Origin of the sequence: Daejeonella sp., from assembly GCF_037719425.1 — a bacterium.
Classification (GTDB): domain Bacteria; phylum Bacteroidota; class Bacteroidia; order Sphingobacteriales; family Sphingobacteriaceae; genus Daejeonella.
The window spans coordinates 6,759-26,762 of the sequence record NZ_JBBJNI010000020.1 but is presented as its reverse complement, the minus strand read 5'-3'; the positions used below and the strand labels follow the sequence as shown (position 1 = coordinate 26,762).

Below are 20,004 nucleotides of genomic sequence, written 5' to 3'. Positions count from 1 at the left end.
GCAAATTTCTGCATTTTTTACATGGTATCCTAGGAAGGCTGGAAGCTAGACTAAAAGAGAATAATAATCATGTTTTTGATTGTTTATTTGAATATTATTCATTTATTTTCTACTTTTGGCGAATGATTAATCCAAAAGAGCTCCATTTAGATCAGACAGACCTGAGCATTTTGCAGCTTATGCAGGAGAACGCCCGTATTTCCAATGCTGATATAGCACGTGAGCTTGAAATGGCGCCTTCAGCTGTCCTCGAAAGAGTGAAGAAACTGGAGCAAAGAGACGTAATTCTTCAGTATACCACTCGGTTAAACCCACTTGCCTTGCATCAGAACTTATTGGCCTTTGTATTTATTAAGGCTGCCGATGGCTTGGGTTGCAGCGATACGGCCAATGAACTGGCGAAGATTCCGGAGGTACAGGAAGTACATCATGTAGCTGGTGAGGATTGTTACCTGGTCAAGATCCGAACGAGTGACTCTGCGTCGTTGATGCATTTAATGCGGAATGCTTTAAGCAGAATACCGAATATTTTATCAACCCGTACCACCATCGTACTGGAAACAGTAAAAGAGCAACAACAACTAGTAATAACAAAATAATGACCTCCTCTAATAAATCTGCGTCACCAGTAATGGTGATCATTGCCTTTGCCATCGTTTATATCGTCTGGGGATCCACTTACTTCTTTATCGAAAAAGCCGTTGCAGAATTCCCTCCTTTCATGCTGGGGGCACTTCGGTTCCTGATGGCAGGAATCTGTCTTACGGCATGGTGTGTAATTAAGGGCGAGAAGTTGTTCGGAATTCCTAATATCAGGCACGCAATTATCAGCGGTCTTTTGCTTTTGTTTTTCGGAAACGGCATTATCATCTGGGTAGAACAAAGCGTGCCGAGCGGGCTTGTATCGATAACAGTATCATCTGCACCCTTATGGTTCGTCCTGCTTGATCAGCCGAAATGGGCAGATAATTTCAGAAGCCGGTCTATTATTTTAGGGATGATCATCGGCTTAGCCGGCGTACTCATGTTGTTTAGTGAACAGGTTGCCGCGTCTATGAAAGGAACCGGAAGTATAGCAATCGGCACGATGGCTTTATTGATCCTGGCTTCCATCGCCTGGGTCGGCGGCTCTCTATATTCAAAATACAAATCGTCGAAAGGTTCCACGGTGGTAAATACTTCATGGCAAATGATGTCTGCTGGCATTGCATTTTTACCGGGCATGCTTATCAGAGGTGAAGCCAGCGGCTTTGATTGGAGTGGTGTTTCAACCGGAGCATGGCTATCACTTTTCTATCTTGTATTTCTTGGTTCTATTGCGGGATTCAGTGCATATGTATGGCTTCTAAAGGTACGCCCGGCCATGCAGGTTAGTACCTATGCATATGTCAATCCTGTAGTGGCTGTTCTGCTGGCTGTAATTTTCGCAAATGAAAAGATAACCCTTATTCAAATACTGGGGCTGGTCACCATCCTTGGCAGTGTTTTGCTGATAAATATGGCAAAGTATAGGAGGGAGAAAATCGCGGAAAGCTTGAAGCTCAAAGCTGAAAGCCCGGTTAGGGAACGAGCGCTGAGTTAATTGCCTCATCTCGTTTCCAGCTTCCCGCTTCTATATTCGTACTTTTGCATCATGGCTGGAATTTACCTTCATATCCCCTTCTGTAAAAAAGCCTGCCACTACTGCGACTTCCATTTCAGCACATCGCCGGTTTATAAGGATCAAATGGTTAAGGCCCTCCGAAATGAAATAATTTTGAGGAAGGCTTATACCGGGACTGAAGTGATAGAGACAATCTACTTTGGAGGCGGCACACCCTCCGTGTTAAGTGCAGACGAGCTGGGAATGCTGATACATGAGATAACCGATCACTACCCGGTGTCGGCGACAGCGGAGATCACGCTCGAGGCAAATCCTGACGATCTCAATCCCCAAAAAGTAAAAGAATTGCGCCAAACACCGGTGAACCGGTTCAGCATAGGAATTCAGTCCTTTTTTGAAGAAGATTTAAAGTGGATGAACCGTGCACACACCGCACCTGAGGGACATAGTTCGATAAAACGTGTTCAGGATGCTGGCTTTGAAAATATTACCGCAGATCTGATTTACGGTTATCCCCTGCTTTCCAATGAAAAATGGAAGTTCAACATCCGCGAGCTTATTGAATTGCAAATACCACATATCTCTTCCTATTCGATGACGGTAGAACCAGCTACGGCTTTAGCTTCGTTCATTCAGAAAGGAAAGCAAAGGCCCATGGATGAAGCTCAAAGTGCCCGCCAGTTTGAAATTCTTATGGATGAGCTTCATAGTGCAGGTTTTGACCATTATGAGATTTCAAACTTCGCTAAGCCCGGCCGGCATTCAAGACATAATTCCAACTACTGGGAAGGAGTAAATTACATTGGCATCGGTCCTTCTGCTCATTCATTTAATGGTGATAGCCGGCAATGGAATGTGGCCGACAATATGAAATATATCCAGGCCTTGCAGGGAAACAAGATCCCTTTAGAGATTGAACACCTGACAACCGAGAACCGGATCAACGAATATATTATGACCGCATTAAGAACCAGTAAAGGAGTTGATCTCAACCTGGTAAGCCAGCGCTTTCACAGCGACTACAGTTCGCAAATCCGGGAAAGCCTCGAACCTTTTCTGGAAAAAGAATGGGCCGCACTCAAAGACCAAACTATAACTTTAAGCCAGGAAGGGAAATTATTCGCGGATCGGATAGCCTCCGAGCTTTTTGTCGAGATCTTATAGCAAGTACGATATGCAATTTAAAAATAAAGTCATTTGGATCACCGGCGCGTCGAGCGGAATTGGAGAAGCCGTAACTTATAAAATGAATCAGCTTGGGGCCAGGCTGATTATTTCATCCCGTACAGGTGATGCGCTTTATAAAGTGAAAGCAAGCTGTAAAGGAAATCCCATGGATATCCATGTACTTCCGCTCGATCTTGCAAATACGGAAAGCCTCCCGGAAAAAGCTGCCGCGGCAGAAAAGATATATGGGCATGTAGACATGATCATTCATTCCGGGGGCGTAAGCCAGCGTTCATTGGCTATCGACACAGATATTAAAGTAGCGCAAAGCATTATGGATACAAATTTCTGGGGTACGGTAGTTCTTACGCAGGCCATTCTACCGCGGATGATGGCAAGGAACTCAGGCCACATAGTGATCATAAGCAGCCTGGTTGGCAAATTTGGAACTAAGTTCAGATCCGCTTACTCCGCATCTAAGCACGCCTTACATGGGTACTTTGATTCATTACGAACAGAGATAACACCAGAAATAAAGATCATGATTGTCTGCCCGGGCTTTATAAAAACGAATGTTACCTATAATGCCTTGAAGGCCGACGGATCGCGACAAAATACTATGGATGACGCGCAGGCTAACGGAATGCCTGCTTTTGAATGCGCTAATGAAATTGTGAAAGCTATAGGTGCCGGCAAGCAGGAAGTCTATATTGGCGGAAAGGAAAAATATGGCGTCTTGTTAAAACGTTTCTTCCCCGGCCTGTTCTCCAATATCATCCGCAGAGCAAAAGTCACCTAAGCGTCTGCATAATTTTACAATCCGGTGTCCTGATTTCTTGTTCATAAATAGCTTAAAGTCCTATTTTCGTCAAGGATTTACTCATCGCGACGATTATGAGCTTCATTTTAAAACCGGTTGATACCGTTGAAAGCATTTCCCCGGAAGACTTTAGAACGAATTACTTACTTCTCCGTAAACCACTCGTTATAAAAGGCCTCAGTAAGAGCTGGCCCGCACGGGAAAAGTGGAATGTCGATTATTTCAAAGCCGTTGCCGGCGACCTTGAAGTCCCTTTGTATGATAATTCCAAAGCGGACCCTTCCAAGCCCGTAAACTCTGCTGCTGCCAGAATGAAAATGGGCGATTACCTGGACCTTATTAAATCCGAGCCAACTGAACTACGCATCTTTCTCTTCAATATTTTCAAACACAGACCAGAGCTTTTGAAAGATATCGAATTGCCGAAGGAACTGATGGGCGGTTTTATTGAAAGCATGCCTGCTATGTTCTTTGGCGGTTCTAATTCGGTGACTTTTCTGCATTACGATATCGATATGCCTCATTTGTTCCATACTCATTTTGGGGGAAGGAAACAGGTTATATTATTCGATTATAAATGGAAACGGCGTTTGTATTGCATTCCCAATGCCACCTATGCTCTTGAAGATTACGATGTATTAAACCCTGACTTCGAAAAGTTCCCCGCGTTGAAGGGTGTTGAAGGGTACGAGGTTTTCCTTGAGCATGGCGATACACTGTTCATGCCAAGGGCTATGTGGCACTGGATGAAATATCTGGACGGGTCTTTTTCCCTTAGCTTACGTGCCTGGGATGAATCATGGGTGCAAAAGGCGGAAAGTTTATTCAGCGTCGTAACTGCAGGCGGTGTGGATAGCTTATTAAAGATGGCTTTAAAAGCACCGTATGCAAAATACAGAGAGAAATTAGCTGTTAAATGGGCGGAAGAGGCGTTGGCTAAAGGGGAACCGAAATAAGTGGAGAGTGGAGAGTTGAGAGTTGAGAATTGAAGCCTGCGTGCCGGCAGCTACCCTGCCCACCATAATCATTAATTTCGAAATCTTTAGGGTTACGTTTCTTTTCATCTTCAATTGCCTCCAGCTTGGCTGAGGTATTGAACCAGCTTGAATTGATTATTCATAGAGGACGCGAGCTGAGCCGCGTCTTTGAGAAGGTCCCTGCTTTCCAGGGATGACAGACGTTTTATAAAAATTTGGGGGGGATGAAGGCGGGCGCATGCCGCCTTCATCCCCCCCTTAGTTTCTACCAATAATTGTCGCGAAAGCGAGGACCTCCTCCGCACCTCACCCCACCACACATTATCATCTTTCCCACGCGGGCTGAAGCCTGTGGCAACATACCTAACGAATTATAAAAAGGCTCTAATCACTAATATCTAATCACTAACAACCAGACTTAGCTCGAATGATCCGCAATGACCTTCCATTTTCCTTCGATCTTCTGCAGCAGCAGGGTAAAGTATCCCTGGGGTTCATCCTTCTCCCTCTTCAAATGCCAGCCTCCCAATACAAAAGCATATTCCGCGTTTATTAGCTTTACTTTCTTAATACCGAAAGTTAATATCCCCATCGCGGCTTTGTCAGGATAGCCTTTCTTATAATTATCCATGGTTGTTTTCCACCCATATTTCGGGCCGCTTTTACCAACAAAAACGAGGGAGTCTGACTTAACGTAACCCTGCATATATCCTTCAATGTCACCCTTATTCCAGGCCAGACGCTGATCTTCCAGAACTTTAAGTATATCGGCATGATCTGAATCATTCTTGGCTGTACAGGCGGCCAGACACACAATCACTAATAAAAAGGTTACCAGCTTCTTCATACAATAAAATTAAGCATAAAAAAGGCGACCACCCTCATTCAAATTTCGGCCATCTCAGACTTTAGGTCTCAGACCTCAGACCTCCTCTTTATTTGACATCCCAGTAACATTTTTGCTTGTTCAAACCTTTATCTTCGAATCTTCGTAAATCTTAAGAAGAGTTGTAAACTATGCGGGGACATTCATTTTCAAAATTTATACCGAATGAGCTTCCAAAAGGTGGGTTTGAAGAGCTATTGAAATTATTTCTGGAGCTCCTCAATTATACTTCCGGTGATGCCAATGAGGCAATTGCCTGGATGAATGAGCTTGATAAACAATACAAACTCACAACCGACGAATACGGCATGGGCGACTTCATCGACGACCTTAAGAAAAAAGGTTACCTCGGCAATGATGATCAAAATCCGGGAGGGTTCGTCATTACTTCCAGGACTGAACAAACCATACGGCAGTCAGCTCTGGAAGAGATATTTGGGAAGTTGAAGAAATCGGGTAAAGGAAGCCACAACACAAATATTTCTGGGCTTGGTGAAGAAAAGAATGCTGACCGCCGGGAATATCAGTTTGGTGATAGCCTGGATCAGATCGACATGACCGCATCCATTCATAATGCCCAGATTAATCATGGTATCGGTGACTTCTCTATGACTGAGCGCGACCTTGAAGTTGAAGAGAAAGACTATAAAACCATCACGTCTACCGTGCTGATGATCGATATTTCTCATTCTATGATCTTGTATGGTGAGGACAGAATTACACCAGCTAAAAAAGTAGCTATGGCCCTTGCCGAGCTCATCCGAACAAAATATCCTAAGGATACTCTGGATATTGTGGTCTTCGGAAATGATGCCTGGCCAATCACTCTAAAGGAACTCCCTTATTTACAGGTCGGTCCATATCACACCAATACTTACGCAGGCCTTGAGTTAGCGGTAGATCTCTTGCGCCGACGTAAAACTCATAATAAGCAGATCTTTATGATTACAGATGGTAAACCAACTTGTTTAAAAGAAGGTACCAAATATTATAAGAACAGTATCGGTCTGGACAGAAAAGTGGTTAACAAAACCCTCAATATGGCGGCCCAGTGTAAAAGGCTGGGAATTCCCATTACTACGTTTATGATAGCGAAAGATCCGTACCTGCAGCAATTTGTACGGCAGTTTACTGAGATCAACGGCGGAAAGGCCTTTTACAGCTCCCTTAAAGGTTTGGGAGAATATATTTTTGAAGATTATATTAAAAATAGAAGACGAACGGTTAGATAATACGATGGATAAGCTGCAAATAAAGACATTAAAAGACCTGAAAGCATCGGGATATGTATCGCGTTCAGTAAAGGAAGAACTGCGGGAAAACCTGATAAAACAATTAAAAAATAAGAATGCCTTGATGGAAGGGATTATTGGTTATGAGGATACTGTAATTCCTGATCTTCATACTGCTATTCTTTCGCAGCATAATATACTTCTTCTGGGCCTTCGGGGTCAGGCTAAGACACGTATTGCGCGTCTGATGATCAACTTATTGGATGAATATGTTCCTTATATCGAAGGATCGGAACTGTTTGAAGATCCAATGAACCCAATTTCCTGGTTCGGGCATGATATTATTAAAACACAAGGTGAAGAAACACCTGTTGCCTGGCTTCACCGTTCAGACAGATATACAGAAAAACTAGCTACGCCTGATGTTACGGTTTCGGACCTTATTGGTGATGTAGATCCAATAAAGGCAGCTACTTTGAAGCTAACATATTCCGACGAACGTGTTATTCATTTCGGGCTTATACCGCGGGCTCACCGCGGAATCTTTGTAATCAATGAGCTCCCCGATCTGCAGGCGAGGATCCAGGTAGCTTTATTTAATATCCTTCAGGAAAAAGACATTCAGATCCGGGGTTTCAAACTTCGCTTACCTTTGGATCTGCAGTTTGTATTTACAGCAAATCCGGAAGACTACACAAACCGCGGTGCAATTGTCACTCCGCTGAAGGATCGCATAGAAAGCCAGATCCTTACTCACTATCCAAAGTCTGTAGATATCTCACGGAAGATCACTCAGCAGGAAGCCCGGATTTCTGCTGCCCAGCGTTCCAAAATAGAAGCAGATGGGTTGGTAAAAACCCTCGTTGAACAAATTGCATTTGAAGCGCGCGATTCAGAATATATCGATAAAAAGTCAGGTGTTTCTGCGCGTCTGACCATCTCTGCATACGAAAATCTTATCAGCAATGCTGAGCGCAGAATGCTTCTGAATGACGAGGAGCAGACCTTTGTGCGAATCTCAGATTTTCTGGGAGTAATTCCAGCTATCACTGGCAAAATAGAGCTTGTTTACGAAGGTGAACTCGAAGGCCCTACCAAGGTTGCTAATATTTTATTAGGGAAAGCGATCAAAACTCTAATGGTTACTTATTTCCCTGATCCTGAAAAATTAAAGAAAGCAAAATCTGTTAATCCGTATTCCGATATAACCACCTGGTTTAGCTCTGGTAACACTATTAACCTTGTTGATGATCTTTCATTGGCGCAGTATAAGGATGCCCTTCTTTCAGTTCCGGGATTAAAGACTGTAATAAAACAGTTCCATCCGAGTCTTAATGAAAATCAGCAGCTTCTGCTAATGGAATTCCTGCTGCATGGGTTAGCTGAATTTTCGCTTGTAAACAAATCGTTTCTCGATAAAGGATACGCATTTGCGGATATGTTCAACAGCCTTTTCAGTGCAGAGTTTGGAGAAGATGAAGATGAGGATTACAATGAAGACAGGGGAAGGTATTGAGAAGTAATCAGGTAATCAGGTAATCAGTAATCAGTAATCAGTAATCAGTGCTAACGTACCTAACGACTAAGGAAAATTCTACTGATTACCGGGCGCAGCCACTGATTACTGATCACCGGGCGCAGCCAAAGATGTCCGCTAAGCCTAATAACGAACAACTAATAACGGACAACTAGAATGGGTAACCGTATTTTTGGGCTAATTGTGATCACTATCCTGCTGATCATAATTGACATTTACATATACAGAGCAGTTCGTTCAGTAAGCTGGAAATGGAAAGATAAGAACTATCTCACATTTAAATATATCTGGTGGGGATATTCGCTGCTGTTGATTATTGGGGTGTTCGTTGGTATTTTCTTTAACATCAAATTCATGGTCAGGACCGTCATCCTGGTACTGTTTTTTATGACATTTATTTCGAAGATATTTATCCTGCCCTTTGTTTTAGCTGATGATATACGGCGGGCATTCGTTTGGATTAAAAGAAAGCTGTTTGATAGTAAACAGAAGGCAGTTAAGCATAGCTCTCCCACATCTGACAATATACCCCGCTCAGAGTTCCTGATCAAAGCTGGAACCCTCGTGGCCGTCCTTCCACTGGCCTCATTCACGTATGGAATGGTGTCGGGCGCATATGATTATCGCGTTAAGCGAAAAACGCTTTATCTTCCGAATTTACCATCTTCTTTCGACGGCATTACGCTGGGCCAGATCTCCGATATACACTCAGGAAGTTTTTACGACCGTAAAGCCGTGATCGGTGGTGTTGATATGCTGCTGAAAGAAAAACCGGATTTAATATTCTTCACAGGTGATCTGGTCAATAATGTTGCGTCGGAGATGCGGAATTACCAGGATATATTTTCAAAAGTGAAAGCACCTCTGGGGGTTTTCTCAATCCTTGGAAATCATGACTATGGCGATTATCACTTCGGGCCGGAACCGTCTCAGGCTAAGGCAAAAAGCCTTGCGGACGTAAAACTTACCCATAAAAACATGGGCTGGGATCTGTTGCTAAATGAGAACCGCCGGCTAAAGATTGGGACAGAAGAGATTGGGATACTTGGTATCGAAAACTGGGGTGCAGGCCGTTTTACAAAGTATGGCAGGATGTATCTTGCAGTAAAGGACACGGATGATTTACCCGTGAAACTTCTCCTATCCCATGATCCATCCCACTGGCGGGCCCAGGTGTTATCCGAATACCCTCAGATCGACGCGATGTTTAGCGGCCATACCCACGGTATGCAATTCGGTTTGATAACCGAAAACTTCCAGTGGAGCCCCGTACAATATGTTTATAAGGAATGGGCTGGCCACTACCAGGAAAAAAATCAGCAGCTTTATGTAAATGTGGGATATGGTTTCCTCGGATATCCGGGACGAGTTGGAATATTACCTGAAATTACGATATTTGAATTACGCCGGAACCCTGCATAAGCAGCCCGGCGTTCCCAACTATGAACAAATACCTTAGGCAGGCGCTTGATTGTTTGTTATTCAGCAATATATTTATTGCATTGTGTGCTGTAGCGCAAGGATTGGTGACATACCAGCTTCTTGACACCGAGCCGGAAAAACATGTGCTCGGACTTCTTTTCTGCTCTACACTCGCCCTTTATAATTTCAGCATGCTATTATCCAGGCCGGCGAAGCCAGAAAACTCCCCTTTTAGAAGAGTTCGATGGATCTTCTCGCACTACAGGTTGATGATCACACTTACAATGATCGCTGTCTTTTCGATCCTTCCCCTGATCTTCTTTCTTAACACGTCATCCAGGATCTTATTAGTCTCGTTGGCCCTGATCTCAGTGGCCTACAGCCTGCCTATATTCAGTATCAACGACAAACATTTTGGCCTGAGGAATATACCTGGAGTCAAATTGTTTCTAATCGCAGCAGTGTGGTCACTAAGCTGTGTGCTTCTGCCTATCCTTGAGCTTGAAAGCAGCATCGAAGCTTCGGTAAGCATGAACGACAGCATTGTTCTGATAGCCAAACGTTTTCTCTTCATTGCCGCGATCACTGTGCCTTTTGATATCCGGGATCTTTTTCAGGATAAGACTAATGAGCTGAAAACCATTCCCGTTATCCTTGGCGAGAGAAAAGCATTACTAATCTGTCAGGGTATGTTATTGATTTACTTGGTTTTACTATGTCTGTTCACAAAAGGTATCGACGGCAATTTCCTGGGATTGATGCTTACTATTATTTTATCCGGCTGGTTGATCTTTAAATCAAAGTGGCAAAAGAACGAATATTATTACTTCTTTTACCTTGACGGAACGATGATTGTCCAGTTCGTGATGGTACTACTTTGCAGCTATTTGCCTTTATGAAGAGCATTCGAATTTTATCTATAAATGTTATCGGAAAACCTGAAGTCATCGTAGCCGATCACCAGTCTGTTAAAACCGCCTACTGTAAGATCCCAATTGAGGCTGAAAGTATTGAGCTGGGAATGACATCCTTTGCGGGCGACATGGTTCAGGATAAGAAACATCACGGGGGTAACGATAAGGCCATCTGTTGTTACAATTCAGATCATTTCATAAAGTGGAAAAATGAACTCGGCTTTGACCTTGTCCCTGCAGCGTTCGGCGAAAATCTAACACTCACCGGAGAATACGCTCTCGAGAGCAATGTTTTTATCGGCGACCGTTACCAGCTTGGCGAAGCTATCGTTGAAGTCTCAGAGCCCCGCGGCCCATGCTATGTAATTGGCATCCGGTATAATTACAAACAGTTTCCGGTCCATCTTCAACAGACAGGCTTTACCGGCTATTATCTCAGGACCATCATACCCGGTGTGGTTAAAAACACCGACGAACTCATCCACCTTAGCTCTCATCCGGAAAAGATCTCAGTAATGGATGTGAATCATGTCCGCTACCATGATGCAAAAAATAAAGAATGGATCGAGAGACTCGTGAATCTGAAAGAATTAAGTACCGACTGGCGCGAGATGTTTGAGAAAAAACTTGTTAAGTTGTAAGTTATACGTAATACGTTGTAAGTTACTAAACGCCGTGCTAACCGTCCAGACGTATAACGTACAACGTATAACTTTTAACTTGTGGGCGCTGTGCTAACCGCTCAGACGTACAACGTAGAACGTAATACATACGTACAACTCCCTTTGGTATCGTCTTTGTATACCTCTTCCCGTGAAACTACCAACAGTTATACTTGCGGCCTTAATGAGTACTGCATCCTGTAAACCAAACACCGGGGATACGGCCGATCAGCATCTAAGACAAGAAAATTTTGAGCTGAGAAAAGAAAATGACAGCCTGAAAGCCGTTATAGAAAAATCTGAAAGAACCTTCGAAGGTGACACGATCCAGAAAGCACCGGAAGTAGTGCCGACGAGCCCTTCCCCAACCATTGCGGGTAGACATGACCTGACACTGCACTGGATAAGTTGGGAAAAGGTCGGTTCAGCGATGATCACCACTTCTGACAATGGTTGGTATAATATTAAAGGAAGCCAGACAGGCGAAAAAGGAATCTATCTTAGGGTAGAAGGGAAGATAAAACCGTTAAATGACCGTGAGCTTGAGTTTGATGGCAAGATTGAGCACAATGTGCATGCTAATCCAGGGGAACCTTGCGTAAAGACCGGGAAGCAACTATTTAAAGCAACAGGCACCCGCAAGTACTGGAGGCTGCAAAACATGATAAGTTGCGACGGTACGACCACGGATTATGTGGACATATATTTTTGAGTTGTACGTTCTACGTTGTAGGTTATACGTTACTAAACGCTGTGCTATCCGCCCAGACGTATAACGTATAACGTATAACGTATAACTTATAACGTTACTCAGCTACAAACTTATACCCAACCCCTCTTACAGTTTGCATAAAATGCGGCCGGTCCGGATTGTTTTCAATTTTCTTACGAAGTCGTACAATATGCATATCAAGGGTACGTGTATTCACATCAGAATTGTAACCCCAAACAACCATCATAAGCTCATCACGGTTGATAACCGTATTTGCATTCTTTAAGAAATAAAGAAGTATCCTGTTTTCCAGGATGGTCAGCTCTATCTTTTTGCCATCGCGCATAAGGGAGTGTGTATTTGGATGATGCTCCATATTTCCAAATCTGTACACTTCGGATTTCTCATTGTTGATCACAAATTTTACTTTGTTATCGATCAGTGCAACCAGCACGTCCATGTTAAAAGGTTTGGTAACGTAATCCGAAACTCCAAAACTATAAGCATCGATCTTATCGACATCCTGAGCTTTGGCTGTCATCATTACAACGATATTGTTAAAACCAAGCTTGCGTACGTTCTGACAAACCTCAGAACCCTGCTTATTGGGAAGCATCCAGTCTAGAAGTACTATATCGGGTTGCTCCGTCATGATCAGCTCTTCAGCCGTCTCACCGTCAGAAGCTTCTACAACTTTATACCCTTCTGTTTTAAGACGGTGTACAACCAGAAAGCGGAGATTCTCATCATCCTCAATAACAGCAACTTTAATTTCTTTTGACATATCTATATTTCGTAAGGCAACTCAATTTTAAATTCCGACCCCTTTCCTTCTACACTATGAACTGTGATAGTTCCGTTCATAAAATTAACCAGTTCTTTACAGAATGCCAAACCTAATCCAACGCTACCCTGTTGGTTGTATTGATTTTGCACCCGGAAAAACTTTCTGAAAATATTATCCAGGTCCCTTGCAGGGATACCAATTCCATGGTCAGTGAATTTCATTATGACGTTCTTTTTAACCTTCTTGATTGATATTTTAAGGTATTTGGTATCCGGGTTTGAGTATTTGTATGCATTATCTATCAGGTTCTGAAAGATGCTTCCTAACAGAACGGGATCTGTTTTAAAATACTCTATCCCATCAATTTTACATAAAATATCAAATTTGGGGTATTTAAGCTGATATGCATCGATCAAATTCTGGCTGAAAACTTCCAGATTGACATTTTCTTCTTTAATCTTTATCGCTTTATTCTCGATCTGAGTGAACGATAAAAGTTTGTTCATCAGGTCGTTCAATTTATCAGCCTCTTCGTCCAGTATCTTGCCGTAATGCAGCCGCTCGCGATCCGAAAGTGTAGTAGCGCTCCTTATGTTGTTCCCGGCGATCTTAATCACACTAACAGGCGTTTTGAACTCATGGGTGAGGTTATTAATAAAATCGTACTGCAGTTTAAACATCTTACTGTTTATATTCAGATTGCGATAAATCAAATACCCTATCAAAACGAGGATACTATAGGTCAGGAATAATCCACCTGCAATTGGAAGAAATCGTCTGTTGATCTCCCTCATTAAATAGCCCTTATCCGATCGGAAATACAATTTATAGTCAGAAAAAGGACCCGATAATGGCAGATCGTTACTCACCAGTTCGGGATCATTTGCTAAAGACTCATACACTAAAGGCTTAATACTGATATGCTGATAAAGCTCAGGATTCGTGTTTTTAATATTAAGCTTAAACGGATCTAAATAAAAAGTAAGCATATCGAGCTCATAGACCGGTGACGGGGGAAGGTTTTTGGTCATTATCTCTTTGTACATTTTTAAGTCTTCCCTCCTCGGGATATTCATGTACGTTATCCGCTTTGATGTTATGGTATAAAAAATATTGAACCTATCATCATCGCTCAGGTCCTTAGTTGTGTCTGATGATTCGATGAACCCTGTAAATTTAATTGCCATTTTATTGAACTCATCCCCGGTTTTCAACGAAAAGGAACCGGTGAGATGATTTTCCCTGAATAGCAAAACGGAGTCTTTATTGATATTGCGGGCAAACTGATAAACTGATTTAGGGGCGATCGCGAAATTATTCACCTTAACGCCATCGGGGATTTTATGATTACTAATCCCTGCATCATAAAAGACAATTTTGTCAACAAATTTAAATTTCCGGAATATCGTATCGACATATTTAATAGCCTGACTTGAGTCGAGGTAGCCCTGATAAAATGTGATTTCCGGAATCTTGTTCTGGAAAAAGTTATTGTAAGGTTTTACTGTCTCCTCGAGAACTTCAATTTTCTGTGATACAAACTCGTTCTCAACATATTTCGTTGTAAGATTATATGCTAAGTAGAAGGCTATAGCCATAGAGGCTGTGATCAATATCAGAAAGATTATTATTAGGGAGAAGTTTTTCCGGTAGTTCTGCTGATACTCCTTCATTAACTACTCCATTCTTAGATTTTTATCAAGAAACTTTTCAAGTTCCCTGTAAAACTCCAACTTATTCTCGGGGTTCCGGAAGAAGTGACCCTCGTTTTCTTTGAGTATATATGTTACCGGAACTTTCCTCTTCTTAAGTTCCTTAACAAACTGATTTGTCTCATTCATATTGACACGCGGGTCTCTCGAGCCTTGTGCAATTAAGACAGGTGAACGGATCTTATCTGTATGGAAAACAGGTGACACAGCCCTGAAATAATCGGCATCAGCCTCAGGGTTACCTACTGTCTCGTAGTACATCTGAACGTATGGCCTGTAATAAGGCGGGATACCTTTCAGATAGGTAAACAAATTGGTCAGACCCGAATAGGAAGCTCCGCATTGGTACAGATCCGGCTGAAAACACAAGCCATGAAGGGCTGAATAACCCCCAAAGCTGGATCCATATATTGCTATCCGTGTGGGATCCGCTACCTTTTTCTGGATGAGCCAGTGAACACCGTCAGTAATATCATCTTGCATCTTGCCTCCCCACTCTTTAAAGCCAGCGATCCAGAATTTCTTCCCGTACCCTTTTGAACCCCGGAAATTCACTTGAAATACTGCATATCCCCGATTGGCTAAAAACTGGACTTCTGAATTGTAACCCCAGCTATTACGTGAATCTGATCCGCCGTGGGGCATTACAACCACCGGAAGGTTTGTCTCTTTCTTCCCTTTCGGCAAGGTTAAATATCCATCTATAGTCAGACCGTCGCGCGACTTATATGAAATAGGTTTCATTTCAGCCATGTCCTCCAGATCTATAGAAGGATTGACATCACTGAGTTTCTTCAGATTATTATCCTTATATGTATAGAGATAATATGAACCAGGATTTCTGTCGGTATAAGTCCGGATGATGAACTTGTTTTCTGAAGCATCCGCACTGGCAACTTTCAGTTCGGCATTTGGGAGGAGCTTCTCAAGCCGGGTGTACCTTGCCTTTACAGAATCGTCGAGGTAATGACGCCCTTTCTTCCACGTTTCGTATCCTGCATAGATCAATTTATCCCTGTTCGCTGAAAAGACAGCCTCAGAGACATCGACTTCAGAATTACTATAGATAATGCGGTGCTCTTTTCCGGTTACACAATCAAGCTCCACCAGCGCCGTCTTATCGCGGTTGTTATTAGAAAGCGCATAAATACACGTATTGTCCTTACTGAACCCTAACGGGGAAATACTCGCTTTGAAATTATTAGTTAAAACGGCTTTGAATTCATTCTTTTCTGAGTCGCGGTATAACAATGTTTCGTTGACCCCATCGCTGGCAATAGCCATCCTAAGCTGGCCATCTCTATCAGCATACCACTTTGTAATATTACCCGGGTTTTTAACAATTAATGAAAGTTTGCTTGTCTGAATATCCAATCGATAAGCATCAAAAACTGTAGAATCACGCTTGTTCAGCGACACGAGTACGTTATTATTTTTAACGGGCTCCGATGTTATCAGGCGTATTTTTGTTTTTGAAAAGGATAATAACTCTCGCTTATTTGATCCGTCTCTCCTTACAGCAAACAGGCCAGGATCATTACTTTCTGATTCATTTTTTAAATACAGTAGCTCATCGTTATTGGCCCAAAAATGATAGGCAATGTTTCTGTTTGAATCGCAAGTTAATTGAGTTGTATTTTTTCCATCCCAGGTCTCCACGTAGATATGGATCCGGTTATTTTCCGGCTTGAGGTATGAAATATATTCCCCATCCGGTGATACTAAAAAGGATGTTTTAAAAGCCTCCTTAAAGAAGTTTTCGACGGGTATTCGATCTACCGTCTTTTCCATCGTACAGGATATGCTTAAAAGAAATATAAAAAAGAAAAAATATTTTTTAAACTGATGCATTTCCCGTTAATCCGAAACTCTGTACAAAATCTACAATTCGGTTTCATTGCAAAATTGCAACCGAAATTTACTAAATATTAAAAGTCACCGAAAAATTATGAATTTAACTTTTCAAGTTAGCAAAAGATTTATAAACCGAATTACTGAGAGCGTAACATTTAAACTACAAGTGGGTTTTCAAGTCAAATTTGACCGTACTTTATTAAAAGCCGGGCAATGCATATTAATGGTTACGCATTATCGTTATCTTAGTATTCAGCGTGTTATAGTAAAGGAGCAGACATGAAAAGAATTGTTATTCTGATGTTGATAATTTTGGGTTCGCCGGTCGTCAAGGCCCAGCTCAATTCCGATGAAGCACTGGCAGTCCAGTACTTTCAGACTGGCGAATTTGACAAGGCCGCCGTCATTTACGAGAAGCTATTTAACCGGACAAAAAATGCAGGCTATTACGACCCTTATTTTACTTGCCTTTTAAAGACCAAAAAATACGACGAGGCCGAAGACCTTGCAAAAAAATTATTAAAGGCAAATCCAGGCAATTACACTTACGCAGTTGATGTAGGTCGCGTCTATCAGGAGAAGGGTGAACAGGAAAAAGCGCTGGAGTGGTTTAATAAACTTATCAGAGATCTCCCTGCCAACGAATTTGCGATAAAAGACCTGGCAATAACATTCTACAGAGCCGAGGGTTATGATTTTTCTGTTAAAGCCCTGCTCAATGGCCGTAAGCTTATAAACGATGAGAATGCTTTTTCATTTGATCTATTAAGCCTTTACCGTTACCGGAAAGACAAACCGATGCTTATTCAGGAATATCTGGGACTTCTGAATACTAATCCGGAAATGTTACCACAGGCTCAAAACGTTCTGGCTGCCATTTTAGAAGACAAAGCCGATTATGATCTTTTAAAAACGGCTTTATTGAGGCGTTTGCAGAAAGACCCTCAAAATATTGCTTATACCGAATTTCTTACCTGGCAATATATCCAGCAAAAAGAATTCGATATGGCCCTCCGGCAAACGCTGGCTTTAGATCGCCGTTTAAAAGAAGATGGAAGCCGTGTGTCTGAATTATCACGCCTTCTATTATCCAATCTTGCATATGAACAAGCGGTGGAAGCGCTGAACTATGTGGTCTCAAAAGGAAGCGATGGGAAGTACTACATCCCCGCCAAAATGGATCTTTTATATACAAAATTTAAACAGCTAACGTCTGCTAGATTCAGTCAATCCGATCTGCTTGCATTGGAAAAAGACTATTTAGCGCAGCTGAGCGAATTCGGTCGTGGTTCGAACATGTCCGTGGCAATAAGACAACTTGCCAATCTGCAAGCCTTCTATCTGCAAAAACCGGCCCAGGCAGGGGAAGAGCTATCGAAATTAATTGCGCTTCCTGGAACTACTACCGTCACTCTTGCACAGGCAAAACTCGAACTCGGGGATATTTATATTCTTACCGGGGAAGTTTGGGAAGCAGCACTTTTGTACGGACAAGTTGAAAAACAATTTTCTAATGACACTTACGGACAAGAAGCAAAGTTCAGGAATGCAAAGCTCTCATATTTTCAGGGGGATTACGTATGGTCAAAAGCGCAGTTGGATGTGCTCAAGAGTTCGACAACGCAATTAATAGCTAATGACGCGCTTAACCTCAGCCTGCTTATATCTGACAATCTTCAAAAAGAAACTGATACTGCCGCGCTCAAGAAATATTCTTACGCCGATCTGCTGATATTCAAAAACCAGCCAGTCAAAGCATTATCGTTGCTGGACAGTCTTAATATTCTTTACCCTGGAAATTCCCTTGCCGACGATATTTTGATGGCAAAATCACGGATCTTCCTCAAAAGTAATGAGACTGATAAAGCGGTAGCGCAGCTACAGGAAATCGTTGACAAACATACTTCCGATCTTTGGGGGGATGATGCCCTTTTCATGCTCGCTGATCTTTACGAAAGCAAATTAGGACAGCCATCGAAAGCTCTGGAATTATATCAAAAGATTATCACTGATTTTCCGGGCAGCCTGTATGTTATCGAAGCGAGGAAGAGGTTCAGGCTTCTTAGGGGCGACAAATTGGGTTAATCTGGGAATGAATACAGCAAGAAGATCTTTTTTTCACAGCGTTTAGATCGGGTTAGGGATTGAAGCGGAAATCCTTTTGTCCCGCAGGGCAAAAGATTGGAGCGGAAAGCCCGGGCCCCGCCCACGGGGCAACCTCAAAAAACTCCTCCCAATTTTAATACTCTAAACAACATAAATTTTAGTCTTTTTAGTCATAACCCAAATACAATTATTTACAAATTTTATAAGCCACACTTCTATTCCTATCTTCGCCTCATGATCTTATATAACGTAACGATTATCATCGAGGACAGCATTCATGATTCCTGGCTCAACTGGATGCAGAATATTCATATCGGGCAAGTAATGGACACAGGCTGTTTTGCTTCAAACAGATTGCTAAAGGTACTTGACTCTCCTAATGAAGGAATTACATACTGTATTCAATATATCGCTGATTCAATTGACAAGTATAATGAGTACAAGCAGAATTATTCTGCTGCGCTTCAGGCAGATTTCCCCGCTGAATTCACCAACAAATTTGTTTCATTCCGTACCCTCATGGAATTCTTAGATGCACGATGACTTTTACAGAGACTAAAATAAAAGGGCTTTTCCTCATTGAACCCAAACTGTGGCGCGATGACCGCGGTTACTTCTACGAAAGCTATAGCAAAAAAGCCTTCGACGGCGCAGGTATCTACGCCGACTTTGTTCAGGATAACCAATCACTATCACAGAAAGGCGCTTTGAGGGGCTTACATGCTCAGCGAGATCCAAGTGCACAAGGAAAACTGGTTCGGGTAATAAAAGGCCGGGTAATGGACGTGGCTGTCGACATAAGAAAAAACTCTTCAACTTATGGCGAACACGTCGTGGTCGAGCTAAATGAAACTAACCACAATATGTTCTGGGTTCCGGCAGGCTTTTTACACGGCTTCGTAACTCTTGAAGACGATACCATATTCGCTTACAAAGTGACTAGCCTTTATGATAAAGCGTCAGAAATAGGCGTTCTCTGGAATGATCAGGATCTCAACATCGACTGGGGCATTGACCCGTCAGAAGTGATCCTTTCAGAAAAAGACAAGGAGCTTTCTTTGTTTAAAGATTTTATCAGCCCATTTTAAAATGGAAATACAATATTGAAATTTGCAGATTCCAGACACTTCGATCCCGGCCCCCGAGCCCAATGTCATTAAGTTAAGCTTATACCACTAATATTTATACGTCATATTTAGGTTCCCGCCTTCGCGGGAATGACAACTTTTTTGGAGAAATAGGAGATTCCAGCCTGCGCTGGAATCGCAGCTTGTTATTGTTCCAAAAAGCGATCTCGCCGAGGTGGCACACAAAACTTAATAACGAGCCAATGAAGATTACTCAGATTCCAGCGAAGGCTGGAATCTCCCCAATCCCTACTTATGTCTTGTCATTCTGGCGAAGGCCAGAACCTCCCGCCACTTAACTTAATGACATTGCCCCCGAGCCGGGACCTAAAATGGTATGAACATTGGTTTGCTGCGTTTTATGGAAATTGCACTGATTTAGGGAGATAAGATGCACCTTTTAAAAAGGTGAATTGCAGTGAATTAAGAAGAGATCCCAGCATACGCTGGGATGACAACTGCCTACGTAAAAAGAGCGGTTGAAAA

The 20,004-nt window shown here is 42.4% G+C and carries 18 protein-coding genes; 14 read left to right on the top strand and 4 right to left on the bottom strand.

Annotated features, from left to right (window positions below; translation table 11 throughout):
• From WKF69_RS04560 to WKF69_RS04540, 5 genes are all read left to right on the top strand, one after another.
• On the top strand, positions 1–599 hold a 599-nt coding region (locus WKF69_RS04560), incomplete at its 5' end, for an Lrp/AsnC family transcriptional regulator (RefSeq protein WP_340379863.1).
• On the top strand, positions 599–1,582 hold the full coding sequence (locus WKF69_RS04555) for an EamA family transporter (RefSeq protein ID WP_340379861.1): 984 nt from the start codon (positions 599–601) through the stop codon (positions 1,580–1,582). The genes WKF69_RS04560 and WKF69_RS04555, both read left to right, overlap by 1 nt.
• A 51-nt stretch (positions 1,583–1,633) precedes the next feature.
• Positions 1,634–2,767: a radical SAM family heme chaperone HemW gene (gene hemW, locus WKF69_RS04550; RefSeq protein ID WP_340379859.1), complete on the top strand. Its 1,134-nt coding sequence runs from the start codon at positions 1,634–1,636 to the stop codon at positions 2,765–2,767.
• Positions 2,768–2,777: 10 nt separating this feature from the next.
• Positions 2,778–3,569: an SDR family oxidoreductase gene (locus WKF69_RS04545; protein WP_340379857.1), complete on the top strand. Its 792-nt coding sequence runs from the start codon at positions 2,778–2,780 to the stop codon at positions 3,567–3,569.
• A 95-nt stretch (positions 3,570–3,664) separates the two neighbouring features.
• Entirely contained in the window at positions 3,665–4,546 is an 882-nt protein-coding gene (locus WKF69_RS04540; protein WP_340379855.1) for a cupin-like domain-containing protein, read from the top strand.
• A 439-nt stretch (positions 4,547–4,985) separates the two neighbouring features.
• Here the strand turns inward: WKF69_RS04540 and WKF69_RS04535 are convergent, their stop codons facing one another.
• Positions 4,986–5,414 carry a nuclear transport factor 2 family protein gene (locus WKF69_RS04535; protein WP_340379853.1) on the bottom strand — a complete coding sequence of 143 codons (429 nt, stop codon included), beginning with the start codon at positions 5,412–5,414 and terminating at the stop codon, positions 4,986–4,988.
• A gap of 170 nt (positions 5,415–5,584) precedes the next feature.
• Between WKF69_RS04535 and WKF69_RS04530 the strand changes: the two genes are divergently transcribed.
• The 6 genes from WKF69_RS04530 to WKF69_RS04505 all read left to right on the top strand — a co-directional run bounded on the left by WKF69_RS04530 (position 5,585) and on the right by WKF69_RS04505 (position 11,932).
• On the top strand, positions 5,585–6,685 hold the full coding sequence (locus WKF69_RS04530; RefSeq protein WP_340379851.1) for a VWA domain-containing protein: 1,101 nt from the start codon (positions 5,585–5,587) through the stop codon (positions 6,683–6,685).
• A 4-nt stretch (positions 6,686–6,689) separates the two neighbouring features.
• Positions 6,690–8,201 (top strand): sigma 54-interacting transcriptional regulator, encoded by a 1,512-nt coding sequence (locus WKF69_RS04525; RefSeq protein WP_340379881.1) that lies wholly within the window; start codon positions 6,690–6,692, stop codon positions 8,199–8,201.
• 177 nt (positions 8,202–8,378) lie between these two features.
• Positions 8,379–9,644 (top strand): metallophosphoesterase, encoded by a 1,266-nt coding sequence (locus WKF69_RS04520; RefSeq protein ID WP_340379849.1) that lies wholly within the window; start codon positions 8,379–8,381, stop codon positions 9,642–9,644.
• 20 nt (positions 9,645–9,664) lie between these two features.
• Positions 9,665–10,543, top strand: coding sequence for a hypothetical protein (locus tag WKF69_RS04515; protein ID WP_340379847.1), 879 nt, complete (start codon positions 9,665–9,667; stop codon positions 10,541–10,543).
• Entirely contained in the window at positions 10,540–11,199 is a 660-nt protein-coding gene (locus WKF69_RS04510) for an MOSC domain-containing protein (RefSeq protein ID WP_340379845.1), read from the top strand. The genes WKF69_RS04515 and WKF69_RS04510 overlap by 4 nt, the downstream gene beginning before the upstream one ends.
• Before the next feature lie 172 nt (positions 11,200–11,371).
• Entirely contained in the window at positions 11,372–11,932 is a 561-nt protein-coding gene (locus WKF69_RS04505; protein ID WP_340379843.1) for a hypothetical protein, read from the top strand.
• A 94-nt stretch (positions 11,933–12,026) separates the two neighbouring features.
• Here WKF69_RS04505 and WKF69_RS04500 read toward each other — a convergent pair whose 3' ends face one another.
• The 3 genes from WKF69_RS04500 to WKF69_RS04490 are packed head-to-tail and all read right to left on the bottom strand — an operon-like array spanning position 12,027 to position 16,222.
• The gene (locus WKF69_RS04500) at positions 12,027–12,716 is read right to left on the bottom strand and encodes a response regulator transcription factor (RefSeq protein WP_340379841.1); all 690 of its coding nucleotides are present in this window, start codon (positions 12,714–12,716) and stop codon (positions 12,027–12,029) included.
• A 2-nt stretch (positions 12,717–12,718) separates the two neighbouring features.
• Complete coding sequence (locus tag WKF69_RS04495) at positions 12,719–14,392, bottom strand: HAMP domain-containing sensor histidine kinase (protein ID WP_340379838.1); 1,674 nt, start codon at positions 14,390–14,392, stop codon at positions 12,719–12,721.
• Positions 14,393–14,395: 3 nt separating this feature from the next.
• Positions 14,396–16,222: a S9 family peptidase gene (locus tag WKF69_RS04490; protein WP_340379836.1), complete on the bottom strand. Its 1,827-nt coding sequence runs from the start codon at positions 16,220–16,222 to the stop codon at positions 14,396–14,398.
• 342 nt (positions 16,223–16,564) lie between these two features.
• On the opposite strand from WKF69_RS04490, the gene WKF69_RS04485 reads away from it, so the two are divergent.
• The 3 genes from WKF69_RS04485 (at position 16,565) to rfbC (ending at position 19,479) form a co-directional block, all read left to right on the top strand.
• On the top strand, positions 16,565–18,370 hold the full coding sequence (locus WKF69_RS04485) for a tetratricopeptide repeat protein (protein WP_340379834.1): 1,806 nt from the start codon (positions 16,565–16,567) through the stop codon (positions 18,368–18,370).
• Positions 18,371–18,625: 255 nt separating this feature from the next.
• Positions 18,626–18,934 (top strand): DUF4286 family protein, encoded by a 309-nt coding sequence (locus WKF69_RS04480; protein WP_340379832.1) that lies wholly within the window; start codon positions 18,626–18,628, stop codon positions 18,932–18,934.
• Complete coding sequence (rfbC, locus tag WKF69_RS04475) at positions 18,931–19,479, top strand: dTDP-4-dehydrorhamnose 3,5-epimerase (RefSeq protein WP_340379830.1); 549 nt, start codon at positions 18,931–18,933, stop codon at positions 19,477–19,479. The genes WKF69_RS04480 and rfbC overlap by 4 nt, the downstream gene beginning before the upstream one ends.
• Positions 19,480–20,004 lie beyond the last annotated feature (525 nt).

What these genes read in the sequence shown, in the direction of transcription:
- WKF69_RS04555 (WP_340379861.1), top strand. Translation starts at nt 599, where the DNA reads ATGACCTCCTCTAATAAATCTGCGTCACCAGTAATGGTGATCATTGCC.
- hemW (WP_340379859.1), top strand. Translation starts at nt 1,634, where the DNA reads ATGGCTGGAATTTACCTTCATATCCCCTTCTGTAAAAAAGCCTGCCAC.
- WKF69_RS04545 (WP_340379857.1), top strand. Translation starts at nt 2,778, where the DNA reads ATGCAATTTAAAAATAAAGTCATTTGGATCACCGGCGCGTCGAGCGGA.
- WKF69_RS04540 (WP_340379855.1), top strand. Translation starts at nt 3,665, where the DNA reads ATGAGCTTCATTTTAAAACCGGTTGATACCGTTGAAAGCATTTCCCCG.
- WKF69_RS04535 (WP_340379853.1), bottom strand. Translation starts at nt 5,414, where the DNA reads ATGAAGAAGCTGGTAACCTTTTTATTAGTGATTGTGTGTCTGGCCGCC.
- WKF69_RS04530 (WP_340379851.1), top strand. Translation starts at nt 5,585, where the DNA reads ATGCGGGGACATTCATTTTCAAAATTTATACCGAATGAGCTTCCAAAA.
- WKF69_RS04525 (WP_340379881.1), top strand. Translation starts at nt 6,690, where the DNA reads ATGGATAAGCTGCAAATAAAGACATTAAAAGACCTGAAAGCATCGGGA.
- WKF69_RS04520 (WP_340379849.1), top strand. Translation starts at nt 8,379, where the DNA reads ATGGGTAACCGTATTTTTGGGCTAATTGTGATCACTATCCTGCTGATC.
- WKF69_RS04515 (WP_340379847.1), top strand. Translation starts at nt 9,665, where the DNA reads ATGAACAAATACCTTAGGCAGGCGCTTGATTGTTTGTTATTCAGCAAT.
- WKF69_RS04510 (WP_340379845.1), top strand. Translation starts at nt 10,540, where the DNA reads ATGAAGAGCATTCGAATTTTATCTATAAATGTTATCGGAAAACCTGAA.
- WKF69_RS04500 (WP_340379841.1), bottom strand. Translation starts at nt 12,716, where the DNA reads ATGTCAAAAGAAATTAAAGTTGCTGTTATTGAGGATGATGAGAATCTC.
- WKF69_RS04495 (WP_340379838.1), bottom strand. Translation starts at nt 14,392, where the DNA reads ATGAAGGAGTATCAGCAGAACTACCGGAAAAACTTCTCCCTAATAATA.
- WKF69_RS04490 (WP_340379836.1), bottom strand. Translation starts at nt 16,222, where the DNA reads ATGGAAAAGACGGTAGATCGAATACCCGTCGAAAACTTCTTTAAGGAG.
- WKF69_RS04485 (WP_340379834.1), top strand. Translation starts at nt 16,565, where the DNA reads ATGAAAAGAATTGTTATTCTGATGTTGATAATTTTGGGTTCGCCGGTC.
- WKF69_RS04480 (WP_340379832.1), top strand. Translation starts at nt 18,626, where the DNA reads ATGATCTTATATAACGTAACGATTATCATCGAGGACAGCATTCATGAT.
- rfbC (WP_340379830.1), top strand. Translation starts at nt 18,931, where the DNA reads ATGACTTTTACAGAGACTAAAATAAAAGGGCTTTTCCTCATTGAACCC.